The following is a 14,533-nucleotide window of genomic DNA, read 5'->3' as shown; positions in this document are numbered from 1 at the left end:
GCACTTTTAGCGGCTTACAATTTAAGTTCAGACGGACCCAAACCGATGACTATTAAACTCAACACCATAGTTTCTAAGCTTTGTATCAGTTTCGCAGGCGCACTTTTGTCTTGCACAACAGTGGCTGCGGATTTAAAACTGAACGAACTGGGCTACCTCGCAATGCCCGGACTAAATGTAACCTCATTCGCCGATATCTACCCCGACGGCCACCAAACCGGCGTTACCGTAATTCAACATGGTCAGCGAGTTGCTGCAAATGGCGACCTGCGTTTAGAAACCTCTCCAGGACAATGGTCACCAGTACCCGCAGGCGGTGAGCATAGCCTAGACGAAGCCGCACAGCGCATTACCCAAACTCTCTCGTACCCCGACCCCAACAAAAATCGCAAAGGCTTCAACCCCATTGTCTATCCGGATTTTAATTTTTCCTACAGCGTACATGTAGAACCCTTAACGGGCAGTAGTTTTAAAATTTCGGTAGACCTGGAAAAGCCACTACCTAAGGAATGGGTTGGCAAAGTCGGTTTTAACTTTGAACTCTTCCCTCAACATTTATTTGGTAAAGCATGGTTGCTGGATAGCCATGCAGGGATTTTCCCAAACCAACCCAACGGCCCATTAATTGATGATCACGGCGAAATTATTACTGCCGCTTTAGCCACTGGCAACAAATTAGTAGTCGCGCCGGAGAGCGCAGAGCAACGCATGACCATCGAAGCCAAAAATACACAACTAACGCTTTGGGACGGTCGCAGCAACCATAATAACGGCTGGTTTATTGTCCGCTCATTAGTGCCTGCTGGAGCAACCAACAATGCAATCGAGTGGATCGTCACACCCAATGCGATTAAAAACTGGCAGTATCAGCCTGTAATTCAAGTATCGCAATTGGGCTACCACAGCCAGCAAAGCAAAACTGCAATCATCGAACAAGATGGCACCGACAGCAAAACCAGTAAGGCGACGCTGTACCGCTTAACTGAACAGGGTTCTAAGAAAGTCGTCAGTAAAAAAGTTAAGCACTGGGGTAAATTTTTACGCTACCAGTACCTGACGTTTGATTTCTCCGAGATCACAACTGAGGGTATGTATGAAATTGAATACCGTGGAGAAAAAACCAACCCCTTCGCCATTGCAGATTCTGTTTACGACCGCAATGTCTGGCAGCCCACATTAGAGTATTACTTGCCGGTGCAAATGTGCCATATGCGAGTTAACGAAAAATATCGTGTTTGGCACGACCTCTGTCACCACGACGACGCACTTATGTCGCCCGTTAATCTCAACCACTTTGATGGCTACATTTCCGGCGATTCCACGCTTAGCTCATTCAAGCCGGGGGAACGAGTAGCGGGATTAAACAAGGGCGGCTGGCACGACGCCGGCGACTACGACCTACGAGTTGAATCACAAATAGGTACGGTGTGGTTACTGGCGATGATGGTGGAAGAATTTGGCCTTGATTACGATGCCACTCTGATCGATCAAACCCAGCAGCTTGTTGAGATTCATCAGCCCGACGGAAAATCCGATGCACTGCAGCAAATCGAACACGGTGTGCTTTCCGTTTTAGGCGGCTACAAAGCGCTGGGGCGTTTATATCGCGGGATTATTGTCCCGGAAATTCGCCAATACGTCATGCTCGGCGATGCCGCCAGTCAAACCGATAATTTTTATTACGATGCAAAGCTAAAGGCGAATGAAATTCGCGGTGAATATTCTGGCAAACCCGATGACCGCTGGGTATTTACCGAGCAAAATCCGGGCCGCGAACTCTACGTTGCCGCCGGTCTTGCTGCCGCTTCTCGCACCTTAAAAACTCACAACCCAAAGCTATCACAAGAATCACTCGCCGCAGCTAAAGCAATTTATCTCGCCGCAATTTCAAACCGTGAACACTTTAAAGATAAGGATCGCAGTTCGCAGGTTTTTGCACTTACCGAACTGCTACTGGCAACCGGCGAAACGAGCTACCGTTCGCAGCTGCTAAACCTGCAAGATTTTATTGTTGCCAACATAGCCTCCACTGGCTGGGCCTTAGGTCACAGCTTAACGGCTATTGATAAGCCGGAATTTTTAACTGCTGTTGCCCAAGCCGTGTCCGACTATCAAGCTACACTACGCAACGAGGCACTCGAATCGCCGTTTGGTGTGCCCTATAAACCCAACATTTGGGGTGCTGGCTGGACGGTGCAACGATTCGGTGTGCAGCAATATTTCTTCCATAAGGGATGGCCGCAACACACCAGCAGTGATTTTTATATTAATGCGCTAAATTTTGTTTTAGGTGTTCACCCCGGTAGCAACACCATGTCATTTGTATCGGGCGTGGGCTCAGAATCGGCACTGGTGGCTTACGGTGTAAATAGGGCTGACTGGTCACATATCCCCGGTGGCGTCATTTCCGGTACCGCCCTTATTCGACCCGACTTACCCGAATTAAAAATTTGGCCTTTCTTCTGGCAACAAACTGAATATGTGATGGGTGGAGGTGCCACTAATTACATGTTCCTCGCGCTGGCAGCACAGAATCATTTTCAAACGAAAGTGAACGTTGACTGATGCGCTTATTCAACAATAGCTGCCTATATAGCCTCGGCCTCGCGTTAGCTTGTACTGGAATATCCAGTTGCGCACCAAGCAATCACGGAGAAACATCAATCCCCGAGGCCATGACCGATAAAGGCACGGTGCCAGTAAAACAACTTTATCTAAACAGCCAAGCTTTTAGCTTCGCCGCTACACCAAACCTCGGCGGCCGCGCGCTACACTTTTCGGTGCCCGGTAAGCCGAACCTGCTATTGATAGACAATGCGGTGGCAACCCGACCAAGCCCAACACCGACAGCCGATGGTCAACATATTGATTACCACGGCCATATTGTTTGGCTGGGCCCGCAATCACAGTGGTGGACACACCAAAACCTCAACCCTAAACGCCGTGACGACGGCGCGCGCTGGCCTCCCGACCCCTGGTTGGTCTGGAACGAAAACGAAACGCTAACTAGCAGCCCTACAGAGATTGCGCTGCAAGGGGCTAGCAGCCCTCTATCTGGCATTTCGCTAAACAAAACATTTACCGTTATTGATGATGGCTCTAAACTGCTGCTAACGGCTCAAGCACGCAATAACAATGATCACAGCGTCGCTAATAATCTCTGGTTTAACACGCGCGTAACCACCGACGCGGTTATCTACACACCTGCGCCAGCTCATAACTCAGTTCGTTTTAATACACCGCAAAGCCCCCACCAACCTCCAGCGTTTCTAAAGCTAAATAACGTCCTCAAAATTAGTCGTGCTATCGCTTTGGGGGAAGATTCAGAAGAACTTCACCTAGACAGCGCCGATATCCTAGATGCTGAAAAAAGTAAAGGGCGCTTAAAATCCCGTCGTGAAAAACTTTTTATACAAGCGAACGAAGGTTGGATCGCTGCGTTTATTAAAGGTCAGCTTCTGCTAATTGAATTTGAGCCTATTGAAGCCAGCCGCATTCACCCCGAACATACCTTAATCGAAATTTACTATGCCTTTGGTAGTAGCGACTCCTCGGAAATAATCGAATTAGAAGTACACGGGCCACTCAGCCACTATGCCACAGGCGAAAGCATTGGATTTTATGAAACCTGGCAGGCACTAGCTTATACAGGGATAGATAGCGATGCAGCACGGCTCAGTTTTTTAGAGGCTGCACTCAAGGCTTCAAATTCGACACGCTAAAATAAAAATACTGGTCGGTGGCTTAGAGCCTTCGCTGTCGGTTAGCGAACACGCTAACAAGATCTCCTAGAACATCCCCAACATAACAACACGCATAAAAAAGCCCCCGAACCTATACAGATCCGGGGGCTTTTAGCACTGCTATGTTTTACACGTAAAAAGTAAATCTAATCCTTAAATAAACGATAAGGCTCTCAAGTCTAGAGAGCCAAACCGGCCATTAATTACAAGAGTTACTAATATCGTTTAACGCACCACGATTCATACCAGAACGGCCAGTAATCGCAGCAGGACACGCTACTTCTTTCCACTTAAGTGCGGGGTTATCGGCTGCTTCGAACCAATTTGCATACCACTGACAACCCTGTTGCAACTCGGTTAAACCGCGCGATCCAAATACACTGTCACAACGGTTAGACAAACAGCTCTTGTACTGCGACAAGCTAGCGTTGTAACCCAACTCGTCTTTACAAGCGGCAAGGAAACCACCGTACTGAGCACCAAGTTCACTGTTTGATACACCCCACTGATCAGAACAGGCGTTAAACGCGCCCACGCCGCCACCAGGAACCAAGATATCAAACTGACCGCCACTTACATCGTAGCCAATGTTGGTCGCTTGAACGATCATACGCTTGCCAGACAATGCTGCCGAACCGGGATCGTTGCCACCGTTGTGTGAAGCACCAGTAAACTGGATCTCGTAACAACGACCACAAACGTCACCGCTCGATGTTGCCGCGAAGCCATATGACAAGGTGTTGCTAACTGACCAAGGCGTCAGGCCGTAACACATATGCGCGTTGCCGCCATCACAGCTACTACCGGCATTAACGTCACCAAGGGTTTGATTGTTAGCCGAACAAGCGCTCAATGGTTGTGTAACCGATGGTACGTTGCCAGACCAGCTACAGTGAGCCTTACAGCAATCCCAGTAGCGCGTTGCATAGCCGTCACACTGAGGCGCACTGCCACTCGAGCTCGAAGATGAGCTAGACGAAGAGCTGCTGGACGAACTAGAGGACGAACTGCTGGAAGAGCTAGACGAACTAGATGAAGAGCTAGACGAAGAACTGCTGGAACTGGAGCTACTGCCCACAATACCGCCATTACCGTCTTGGCTGCTACACGTATCACGTCCGATACAACTGGAGTTATTTTCCCAGCCCCAACCACTGCTCTGGTTGTTACACAATGGATACAAGGTGCCGTACCAATTACACTGCTGACCAGCCGAACCGCCAGTAGAAGAACTAGAACTGCTAGACGAACTAGAACTACTTGAAGAGCTAGAACTGCTAGATGAACTAGAACTGCTTGAGCTGCTGCTAGAAGAAGATGAGCTAGAGCTACTCGAAGAGCTTGACGAGCTAGAACTGCTAGATGAACTGGAGCTCGATGAAGAGCCACCCGAAGTCCCGCCACCAGTTACGCTCAATCCAGATACATCTGGACGACCAGAACCGCTGCCACAAAAACCGAAAGCAACGCTGCTGCCTGGTGCAATCGTGCTATTGTGGGCTACCGGCGTTACCGTGTTGCCAGACAAAGAACCGTTCCAGAGGTTACCAAAACTAGAACCGTTTGCGGCTAGCTCTACGCTCCAGTTGGTAATGTTAGATGTACCGTTATTAGCGATACGAACTTCGGCGCAAAAGCCGTTTCCCCAGTCATTCTGAATGGAAAGAGTTGCCTCTCCCGCACCCGACACCAACGCATTGGCAAAACCCGCCGAAATTGCGAAAACCACAGCGATAGCTGCAGTCGTCAAAGATTTAACGTTATTGCATATCATAATAAAAACCCCAATATCTTATTAACTTTATTGTGACTGGGACAAAACAAAGAACCAGAATACCTGATAGGTTAACCGCAACAGAATTCAGCGAACCTAGAAGACGTGGGATTCTAGTTCAATTTTTGCTCATTGTGTACCGAGAAGGTCACAAAGGTCGTGTTCACGGCACTTAAAAGTCTAACTCGCCTGCAGTGTCAAACATTACCCCTTGCCACAACCACCCAAACAAGCATTCACGTATAAACTCGTCGGCGAAATCGGCCCAACCATGACAACAGCAGCCAAACACCCTATTATTCCGCCTCGTTCCAACAACTACCTCTGCGAGACCGCAAAATGGCCAGCGATAACGCCGTCGACAGCAAATCATACAAGCTCACCGAATACAGCCACGGTGCTGGCTGCGGCTGTAAAATATCGCCTGCGGTATTAGACAAAATTTTGGCAAGTGATATAACTCGAGCGGTTGACCCAGCGTTGCTCGTTGGCAACAACACCCGCGACGATGCCGCCGCCTACGATTTAGGGAATGGCGAAGTCATCCTCAGCACTACCGATTTCTTTATGCCCATAACCGACGATGCATTCGACTTCGGGCGCATTGCGGCAACCAACGCCATTAGCGATATTTACGCCATGGGCGGTCAGCCCATTATGGCCATCGCCATTCTCGGCTGGCCGATAAATGTGTTACCCGCCGAAGTGGCTGCACAGGTTATCGAAGGTGGCCGCCAAGCCTGCGCCGACGCAGGCATTCAACTCGCCGGAGGCCACAGTATTGATTCTCCAGAACCTATTTTCGGCCTTGCCGTTACCGGCCGGGTACCCAAACACCGTTTGCGCCGCAACGCATCGGCACGAGCTGGAGACCTTCTTTACCTAACCAAACCACTCGGTATCGGCGTACTCACCACAGCACAAAAACAAAAAAAGCTTAAAGCCGAACACCAATTTCTGGCGCGAGATTGGATGTGCCGCCTGAACAGCGTCGGCGCAAAGCTCTCGCAACTCGACGCGGTATCGGCACTAACCGACGTAACAGGTTTTGGTTTAATCGGTCACCTTTTAGAAGTCTGCGAAGGCAGCAATCTCAACGCACAACTTTCTTTTGCCGCCTTACCTATATTACCTGCCGTGCAAGAATACCTTGCAGCAGGCTGTATTCCTGGCGGCACCGAACGCAACTTCGTCAGCTATGGGTATAAGATAACGGCACTTACCGAACAACAAAAACACATTCTTTGCGACCCACAAACCAGCGGCGGATTGTTAGTCGCGGTGGCACCCAGTGCTCGCGAACAAATAGAAGCAATATTGCGCAGCGAGGAAATCGAACCAGCACTAATAGGTGAACTGTGCGAACAACAGCACGGCCCGCGCATTCGAGTAAATAGCTAATCGCCTAGCGCGCAAATGCCAATCAACAAATCTCGTTGGCGAATTCAAACTTAACAAGTGATAACTCATAGAGCGAACATCATCAGTGGAAACAAAACGGCCAGACAGCGCCAACTACACCGAGATATTTTTAACGGACACGCCGCTGCTCGATACCCGCGCACCCACTGAGTTCGCCCGCGGCAGTTTCCCCAATGCCGAAAACATTCCCCTTATGAATGACCTAGAGCGTGAACAAGTCGGCACCTGCTACAAACAGCACGGCCAAGACGCCGCTATCGCTCTGGGCCATAAACTTGTCTGCGACAAGATCAAAACATCGCGGGTGAATAGTTGGTTAAATTTTGCCGAACGCAATCCACAAGGCTACCTGTTTTGTTTTCGCGGCGGTCTGCGTTCGCAGATTTCACAGCAATGGCTTAGCGAAGCTGGCTGCGATTACCCACGCATAGAAGCAGGCTATAAAGCCATGCGCCGCTTTCTTATCGACAACCTAGAATTACACACAAAAAATAAATCATTCGTTATCGTCGGCGGCCAAACCGGCTCGGCAAAAACCGAATTGCTGCCACGTATTTCAAGTAGTTTAGATTTAGAAGGCTTAGCGAATCATCGCGGCAGTGCGTTTGGAAAACGCGTAGCCGGGCAACCCGCGCAAATCACATTCGAGAACGCAGTTGCGATCGAACTGCTCAAGCTTCACCATCAAGCGCCCCGTCACACCATTATCGTCGAGGACGAAAGTAAATTAATCGGCCGCTGCGCCCTACCAGAGAGTTTGCGCTTAGCCATGTCAAAATCTCCACTGGTGGTTGTAGAAACGTTATTGTCTGAGCGCGTAGAGCACTCATTTAAAAACTATATTTTGCACAACCTTATCGACTGTCAACAACTACTCGGCGAAGAAGCTGGTTTCGCACGCTTCGCCACAGAACTATTGCAGTCGCTCGATAAAATTCGCCGCCGCCTCGGTGGCGCAAGACATACTGAACTACAACAGTGGATGAACGATGCGCTGGAGCAACATCGTCGCGGTGACAGCAGTGGCCACTTGCGTTGGATAGAAACACTCTTGCGCGACTACTACGACCCGATGTACAACTACCAAATCGAACAAAAAAAAGAACGCGTTATTTTCAGCGGGCGCCCGAACGATGTTGTGGATTACCTCAACAACCACAATAACAGCCACAACACCTATTAATTAGCCATACCCCCTATAAACCGACACTCTTGAGACCTCCGCATGAAACAGCTTCGACTCCTTACGGCATTAGCCGCAATTTTTACGCTACTACTTAGCCTACAAGCCACCGCCGCAACCTTTACCTTTACCGCGATTCCCGACGAAGATGAATCCCGTTTGGTCGAGCGTTTTAATCGCGTCGCGGCCTATCTTGAGTTTGAGCTTGGCGTACCGGTTAAATATATTCCGGTAAAATCCTACGCTGCAGCAATCACGGCGTTTCGCAATAACCAAGTGCAACTCGCTTGGTTTGGCGGGCTCTCCGGTGTACAGGCACGCCTCGCTGTACCCAACTCCCAAGCGATTGCACAGGGTTACGAAGATCAATTTTTTAAGACATATTTTATTGCCCACAAAAACGCAAATGTCGAACCCTCCACTGAATTTCCTAAGGCTATCGCTGGCAAGACTTTCACCTTTGGATCGAAAGGCTCTACCTCAGGACGCCTTATGCCCGAATTTTATATTCGCGAAAACCTTAAGCAATCACCACAAGAAGCTTTTGAACGCGTAGGTTTTTCTGGCGACCACAGTGCCACCATCGCGCAGGTCCAGTCTGGAGCCTATCAAGTAGGTGCGGTTAATTATCTTGTCTGGGAAACAGAACTTGCCGCAGGCAAGGTTGACCCGAGCAAAGTTAAAGTCATCTGGGAAACACCCAACTACCCCGATTACCAGTGGACCTTACGCGGCGATGCCGATCAGGTGTACGGCAAAGGTTTTACCAAAAAATTGCGTAACGCCCTGCTCAACATGAAAGATAAATCCCTGCTAAAAGCCTTCCCGCGCAAATCATTTGTAGCGGCTAAAAACGACGACTACAAAGCGATTGAAGACACCGCTCGTGCGATCGATTTGTTGCAATAAACAGGTATGACTAACGCGCTTATTCAACTGCAAAACTTCGCCTGCGACCACCGCGGTGGAGCCTTACTCGGCTCCGTCACGGAAAGTCCGGGCGCAGTACTTCGACAGCTGAATATAACTATTGATCGCGGTGAAAAAATCGCTTTAGTTGGCCCCAGCGGCGCGGGTAAATCAACCTTGCTGTCAGCACTGTATCTGCAACTGCGAACCGTCACCGCACTTTGTCCGCAACAACTGGGATTAGTGGATAGCCTGTCTTGCTACCACAACATTTACATGGCACAGCTAGAGCGTCACTCTACTTTGTTCAACCTAGTAAACTTGCTCGTCCCCAACAAAATTCAGGTTCGCCAAGTACAAGCCATTACCGACCAGCTCGGTCTTACCCCGCTGTTATTTACAACCGTAAGTAAGCTTTCGGGGGGGGAGCGCCAAAGGGTTGCAGCGGCTCGCGCACTCTATCGCGGTCAGACGGTTTTTATGGGTGATGAGCCAGTATCGAATCTCGATCCGCTACAGGGAGAGCAGGTTTTGGCGCACCTGCTAGAGCAACATGAAACTAGTATCGTCGCCTTGCACGATCCGCAGCTGGCGTTAACTCTGTTCGATCGAATAATCGGTTTGCGCTGTGGCGAAGTCGCATTCGATCAAACCGCGTCGTCTCTCAGCCACGAACAACTAAGTCAGTTTTATAGTGGCCACTGATTCGAGGCAAGCTGTCGCCAAGTCGGTCTCCGCTCCACCGCGCTACAATCTTTTGCGTGGTCGCCCTTGGCTACAAGTCTGCGGTGGTTTTTTTCTACTCGCACTCGCCCTACTGCCATTCGCCGATTTAAAAGTTTACCCCTCAGAACCCGGCCAAGAATTACTTCGCATCGCCTTAGGCGTTATCACCCCCAATTGGTACGATTGGCCCGCGCTCGGCCAAGCACTATTACAAACAGTTTCATTCGCTTTAATCGCGGTAGTAATTTCGGTAGTGGTGGGGTTTGGCTTGGCGTTAATTTTCCACGCTCGCAGCGTGCGCGTTTTTTGCGCCAGCATTCGTGCGGTTCACGAATTATTTTGGGCGTTAATTTTAATGCAGGTATTCGGTTTGAGTGCAACTACCGGCGTTCTCGCCATCGCAATCCCTTACGCCGGTATTTTTGCAAAAGTTTTCGCGGAGATATTGGAGCAACAAGCTCCGCTACCGCAACATGCACTAGCGCCCAGTAGCAGTCTGCTAAGCCGATGGCTGTATACGCGCCTGCCCCAGGCCTGGCCTCAAATAGTCGCCTATACGCGCTACAGATTTGAGTGTGCGCTGCGCTCCAGTACAATTTTAGGTTTTATTGGTTTGCCTACTTTAGGATTTTATTTTGAAACAGCCTTCAAACAAGGCCAATACTCACAAGCGGCCTGTTTACTTTGGGCACTGTTCGCACTTATTGCTAGCCTACGCTATTGGCTGCACGCAAAACTTATCCCGCTATATGTAATCATCGCGTTTTGGTTGCTACCTGAATCAGCGCCGGTAAACGGTCAATATTTTTGGCAATTTATTAGCCACGACATTTGGCCGCGAACACTACAACAGGGATTGCTCTGGGAAACAGTGCAGTGGTACGGATCGCAACTTTGGACAACGCTCTTACCTGCCGCCGGCTACACCCTAGTACTATCGTTAATTGCACTGGTACTCACCGGGATACTGGCAACGCTCATCTATCCAATTGCTAGCCGTCCACTGGCGGGGCGCGGCGCTTTCATCGGTCATGGCGCACTGCTGATGTTGAGGTCTACACCTGAGATGGTGTTGGCGTTCGTACTGTTACTTGTTTGCGGGCCATCGGCACTACCAGCCCTGCTGGCACTGGCCATTCACAATAGTGGCTTAATCGGTTATTTAGTCGCGCGCGCCAGTGACGAGCTACCGCAGCGCATCGATGCCTGCCGCGGATTCAATCTTTACAGCTACCAAATAACACCGCAAATATTCCCCTATTTACTCACGCTACTGCTATATCGCTGGGAGGTCATCATGCGAGAAACTGCCATCCTCGGCATATTAGGTGTTACCACCCTAGGATTTTATGTCGATTCTGCCTTCGCTGAGATTCGCTACGACAAAGCACTGCTATTGGTAGTAGTTGCCGCGCTATTAAATATAGCGGTAGATTTTTTTGCTAGGCAAACCCGTCGTTACTGTGGGCTAAGCGAATCCCGCGCAGTATTTTCAGAATTAAAACTAAAAAGATAAAGCAACCCTTTTAGCTCGAGCAAACCTCTGCTATCAGTTGACCGATATAAACTCGCGATCAGTTAGCGACTTTAAAAAAGCAATCAAGTCACGCTTTTCCTCTGCACTAATAACAAAGCCGGTAATATCGCTACTTTTATTCGGATGAGCGCGACCGTCTCCCGCTTTCCAACCCCGCTCTATTAGCCTGCCACCAGCCGCATAAAAATCTATAATTTCTTCTAAGCTATTGATACTGCCATCGTGCATATAGGGAGATGTAACTTCAATATTGCGCAAGGTCGGCGTTTTAAATTTGCCGTGATCATCCGCTCTCTGGGTAATTTCAAAGAGACCGTCATCAAACTTTCGCGCCACATCAAAACTATATAACCCGGTATTGTGGAAAGTATCTTCCGCGGCAAGTCGTTGTGTATCAATCGGTTCATTCAAATTCACGCCACTGTGGCAACGACTACAACGGGTTTTGTCTGAGTTAAATAGCGCAAAGCCACGCAATTCCGATTCATTTAACGCATTGCTATCGCCAAAATAACGAAAGCGGTCATACGCAGAGTTAAAGGAATTCAAACTCCGCAGGTAGCTCGCCAAGGCCTTAACAATATTAATAAAGTTAATTGCGTCGCGCTCACCTGGAAATGCCGATGCAAATAAATCTCGATAGGTTTGATCCGCCTTAAAGCGCTGTAGAATTTCCTGCTCACGCCCTGTGGCTCCCATTTCGAGCGGCTCGGTACCAAATAAAGGTATAACAATTTGCTCTTCGAGATGCTCTAGCTCAGCATTGCCCCAGGTAAAACTGCGATTAAAAGCAAGATTCACCAGTGTCGCGGAATTGCGTCGATTCTTTTCACCCGTCGAACCTACAGTAAAAGACAAGCCTTCAGAAAATGACTTGCTACGGTGGTGACAGCTAGAGCAACTCATTGCCTGATTGGCGGTAAGCTGATTATCGAAGAATAATCGCTCACCGAGCACAACTTTTGCTGCCGACATCGGATTATCCGCAGGCACTTCGGGTACATCGACTCCCGGCGGTAGCGACCACTGCCACGCATTCATTGGTACGCCACTGCACGACAAAATCAACACCGCGGCGGGCATAAATAACAAAAATCTCTTCGAACGCTTTAACGCTAAATACATTTAATTACTCACACTCATCAACGCTCACCGACATTTATCGAGGCTATTTCTCGTCTCTATTGAGCAACCAATAGACATAGCCAGGAAGAAAACCTACAACACGTGTTCAGCCATCGCAAGCCCACAGCCAATGACATAGCTAAACGGGTAACGGGTTACAGCTCGCAAATGAAACTATTGACACCGGTTACAGTGAAAACTAGGCTGTGTAGGCTAATATTACCATTATGGGTAACGATGGCAGCTCTGACTAGCCGTTAGGCTATCCCAATAAACGCCTAGAACCACGGCGACGCAAAAAACCATAACAACATTAAGCTGGGACGCTAGAAAACCAAATAAGCAGGTGTACTGGTGATCCCTCTAACAAGCGCACAAGATATTCGTTCCCGTGGACGCCCCATTTTATCGGTGGCTAGATCGTTCATGGCTCACCTAGATTTAGCTCACAGACTAGTTTTGGCGGCAATTATTGTTACTATTTTTTCCGCTTGCTCAGCTGATTTTTCCGGCGACAGTTCAACTAAAATTAGCACATCAAATACACCAACGCCGTTACCAACAGCGAATCAGCTGACAGCTCAAACATCCTTGCCATCTATCCGTGTACGCTACCCAGCGTCAGACTCCAACCCCTACTATTACCAAAGGGTAAAGTATTTTGTTGAAATTCTAGATCTCGCACTCAGTAAATCAGGAAGAAGCTACACGCTCGAGAAGATAGACTTGCCGTTTATGAAAGAGGGTCGTAGCAGCCGGTATATTTTAAATAACACTTACGACGTCCACTGGATCAATACCCAAAACGAACTTGAACAAGATTTACAGCCTATTCGCATACCGCTTTTCAAGGGCTTAATTGGCTGGCGTATTTTTTTTATTAACGCTGATAGCCAAGCAGATTTCTCAGCAATTGACTCCATTGCAAAACTAAGACAAAAAGTTGCCGTACTTGGCCACGACTGGCCAGACACACCACTATTCGAACAGCAGAGACTTCCAGTAAAAACCTCGGTTAGCTGGGAGGGGATGTTTGGCATGCTCAACGCTAGACGAATCGATTATTTCCCACGATCCGCACTGGAAATCTGGGATGAAAGAAATGCCTTCCCAGATTTCAGTATTAGCATCGAAAAAGATCTGGTTCTGCACTACCCCGCCGCCTACTATTTTTTTGTTGATAGAAAAAACACCCAGCTTGCAGAAATGCTTGAAACAGGGTTGAACCGAGCCGTCGCCGACGGGTCATTTGATCTGATATTTAACAAATATTTTGCCGAGCGGCTGGAGCAGTTAAAACTAAAAGAGCGTCGACGTATTGATCTGGAAGTCGATTCGCTTCCCCCTGGTGCGCCGCTGGAGCGAACCGAGCTGTGGTATCAACCCTGAGATAGCAAGCGCGTCAGACCGCTTCCAATAGACTGATGGCTGAACAAAAATTGGGGGATTCAAGATCGTCTGACTTAAGAGCTTCCGATCCCTGGCCATCAATCAGCAGCAGATAACCCATCGACTTGGTGCGACCACGACTCTCGCGCTGAACGACGGTTGCGTTATAGTGGGTACTAAAAAAATCGGCGAGCTGATGGAACGTTTTACGGCCAGGATCCGCCAAAATAATACGCTTCACACCTGCTTCCAAAGCGCGTACAAACATACTGCGCAGCTGCGTCGTCAATTCCGGCCAGAAGCAAATATCCGCACCAACCACAACGTCTTGTTCGGCAAAATCCTTATGCGCTAAATCGCCAAAACTGGTATGTGATGTCTGCACACTCACCTCGTTTAAATCTTGGTGGAAGCCTACGTAGGGAAATACACGATGATCCGCATCGACCAGCAGGGCGTCACTGGCAAAATGCTTTGCGCAAAAAATACCTAGCAACCCCCAACCACATCCAACATCCATTACACGCTGATTATCGACTAGCGGATTTTCACTTAGATATTCCATCAATAGAAAACTAGACTTCCAAACCTGATGACCGTAAAGGGATGGAGCTTCGGTATTCTTGATATGTTCTTTAAGTATGGGACTTTTGTTTTTGAGGACTTTTATCCCGCAAATAGAGCGCGCATGGGAATACATCTAAACCAACTAACAAAGAAAAAAG

At 48.8% G+C, this 14,533-nt stretch carries 11 protein-coding genes; 8 read left to right on the top strand and 3 right to left on the bottom strand.

Features of this window, described 5'->3' with window-relative positions:
* The first annotated feature begins 45 nt into the window (after window positions 1-45).
* Window positions 46-2,565 carry a glycoside hydrolase family 9 protein gene (locus IDZ20_RS01015; RefSeq protein WP_188149570.1) on the top strand — a complete coding sequence of 840 codons (2,520 nt, stop codon included), beginning with the start codon at window positions 46-48 and terminating at the stop codon, window positions 2,563-2,565.
* Window positions 2,565-3,722: a DUF4380 domain-containing protein gene (locus IDZ20_RS01010; RefSeq protein ID WP_188149569.1), complete on the top strand. Its 1,158-nt coding sequence runs from the start codon at window positions 2,565-2,567 to the stop codon at window positions 3,720-3,722. The genes IDZ20_RS01015 and IDZ20_RS01010 overlap by 1 nt, the downstream gene beginning before the upstream one ends.
* A 220-nt stretch (window positions 3,723-3,942) precedes the next feature.
* On the opposite strand, the gene IDZ20_RS01005 is transcribed toward IDZ20_RS01010, so the two are convergent.
* Window positions 3,943-5,517, bottom strand: coding sequence for a cellulose binding domain-containing protein (locus IDZ20_RS01005; protein ID WP_188149568.1), 1,575 nt, complete (start codon window positions 5,515-5,517; stop codon window positions 3,943-3,945).
* Between the two features lie 339 nt (window positions 5,518-5,856).
* Between IDZ20_RS01005 and selD the strand changes: the two genes are divergently transcribed.
* The 5 genes from selD (at window position 5,857) to IDZ20_RS00980 (ending at window position 11,273) form a co-directional block, all read left to right on the top strand.
* Window positions 5,857-6,918 carry a selenide, water dikinase SelD gene (gene selD, locus IDZ20_RS01000; RefSeq protein WP_188149567.1) on the top strand — a complete coding sequence of 354 codons (1,062 nt, stop codon included), beginning with the start codon at window positions 5,857-5,859 and terminating at the stop codon, window positions 6,916-6,918.
* Between the two features lie 85 nt (window positions 6,919-7,003).
* The gene (gene mnmH / locus IDZ20_RS00995) at window positions 7,004-8,122 is read left to right on the top strand and encodes a tRNA 2-selenouridine(34) synthase MnmH (protein ID WP_188149566.1); all 1,119 of its coding nucleotides are present in this window, start codon (window positions 7,004-7,006) and stop codon (window positions 8,120-8,122) included.
* Window positions 8,123-8,164: 42 nt separating this feature from the next.
* Complete coding sequence (locus tag IDZ20_RS00990) at window positions 8,165-9,031, top strand: putative selenate ABC transporter substrate-binding protein (protein ID WP_188149565.1); 867 nt, start codon at window positions 8,165-8,167, stop codon at window positions 9,029-9,031.
* Between the two features lie 6 nt (window positions 9,032-9,037).
* The gene (locus IDZ20_RS00985; protein WP_188149564.1) at window positions 9,038-9,736 is read left to right on the top strand and encodes an ATP-binding cassette domain-containing protein; all 699 of its coding nucleotides are present in this window, start codon (window positions 9,038-9,040) and stop codon (window positions 9,734-9,736) included.
* On the top strand, window positions 9,726-11,273 hold the full coding sequence (locus IDZ20_RS00980) for a PhnE/PtxC family ABC transporter permease (protein WP_245792036.1): 1,548 nt from the start codon (window positions 9,726-9,728) through the stop codon (window positions 11,271-11,273). The genes IDZ20_RS00985 and IDZ20_RS00980 overlap by 11 nt, the downstream gene beginning before the upstream one ends.
* Window positions 11,274-11,306: 33 nt before the next feature.
* On the opposite strand, the gene IDZ20_RS00975 is transcribed toward IDZ20_RS00980, so the two are convergent.
* Window positions 11,307-12,419, bottom strand: a complete 1,113-nt coding sequence (locus IDZ20_RS00975; RefSeq protein ID WP_188149563.1) for an MbnH family di-heme enzyme — start codon at window positions 12,417-12,419, stop codon at window positions 11,307-11,309.
* Between the two features lie 426 nt (window positions 12,420-12,845).
* Here IDZ20_RS00975 and IDZ20_RS00970 point away from each other — a divergent pair, with 426 nt between their 5' ends.
* Entirely contained in the window at window positions 12,846-13,808 is a 963-nt protein-coding gene (locus tag IDZ20_RS00970; protein WP_188149562.1) for a transporter substrate-binding domain-containing protein, read from the top strand.
* Window positions 13,809-13,821: 13 nt separating this feature from the next.
* On the opposite strand, the gene IDZ20_RS00965 is transcribed toward IDZ20_RS00970, so the two are convergent.
* Entirely contained in the window at window positions 13,822-14,508 is a 687-nt protein-coding gene (locus IDZ20_RS00965; RefSeq protein WP_188149561.1) for a class I SAM-dependent methyltransferase, read from the bottom strand.
* Window positions 14,509-14,533: the final 25 nt, after the last annotated feature.

The organism is Teredinibacter waterburyi (genome assembly GCF_001922985.1).
Lineage (GTDB): Bacteria > Pseudomonadota > Gammaproteobacteria > Pseudomonadales > Cellvibrionaceae > Teredinibacter > Teredinibacter waterburyi.
The sequence above is the reverse complement of the archived record's forward strand: the minus strand, read 5'-3'. Positions and strand labels throughout refer to the sequence as shown.

Excerpts from the sequence above, each read along its gene's own strand:
- IDZ20_RS01015 (WP_188149570.1), top strand. The coding sequence starts at position 46 with ATGACTATTAAACTCAACACCATAGTTTCTAAGCTTTGTATCAGTTTC.
- IDZ20_RS01010 (WP_188149569.1), top strand. The coding sequence starts at position 2,565 with ATGCGCTTATTCAACAATAGCTGCCTATATAGCCTCGGCCTCGCGTTA.
- IDZ20_RS01005 (WP_188149568.1), bottom strand. The coding sequence starts at position 5,517 with ATGATATGCAATAACGTTAAATCTTTGACGACTGCAGCTATCGCTGTG.
- selD (WP_188149567.1), top strand. The coding sequence starts at position 5,857 with ATGGCCAGCGATAACGCCGTCGACAGCAAATCATACAAGCTCACCGAA.
- IDZ20_RS00990 (WP_188149565.1), top strand. The coding sequence starts at position 8,165 with ATGAAACAGCTTCGACTCCTTACGGCATTAGCCGCAATTTTTACGCTA.
- IDZ20_RS00985 (WP_188149564.1), top strand. The coding sequence starts at position 9,038 with ATGACTAACGCGCTTATTCAACTGCAAAACTTCGCCTGCGACCACCGC.
- IDZ20_RS00975 (WP_188149563.1), bottom strand. The coding sequence starts at position 12,419 with ATGTATTTAGCGTTAAAGCGTTCGAAGAGATTTTTGTTATTTATGCCC.
- IDZ20_RS00970 (WP_188149562.1), top strand. The coding sequence starts at position 12,846 with ATGGCTCACCTAGATTTAGCTCACAGACTAGTTTTGGCGGCAATTATT.
- IDZ20_RS00965 (WP_188149561.1), bottom strand. The coding sequence starts at position 14,508 with ATGTATTCCCATGCGCGCTCTATTTGCGGGATAAAAGTCCTCAAAAAC.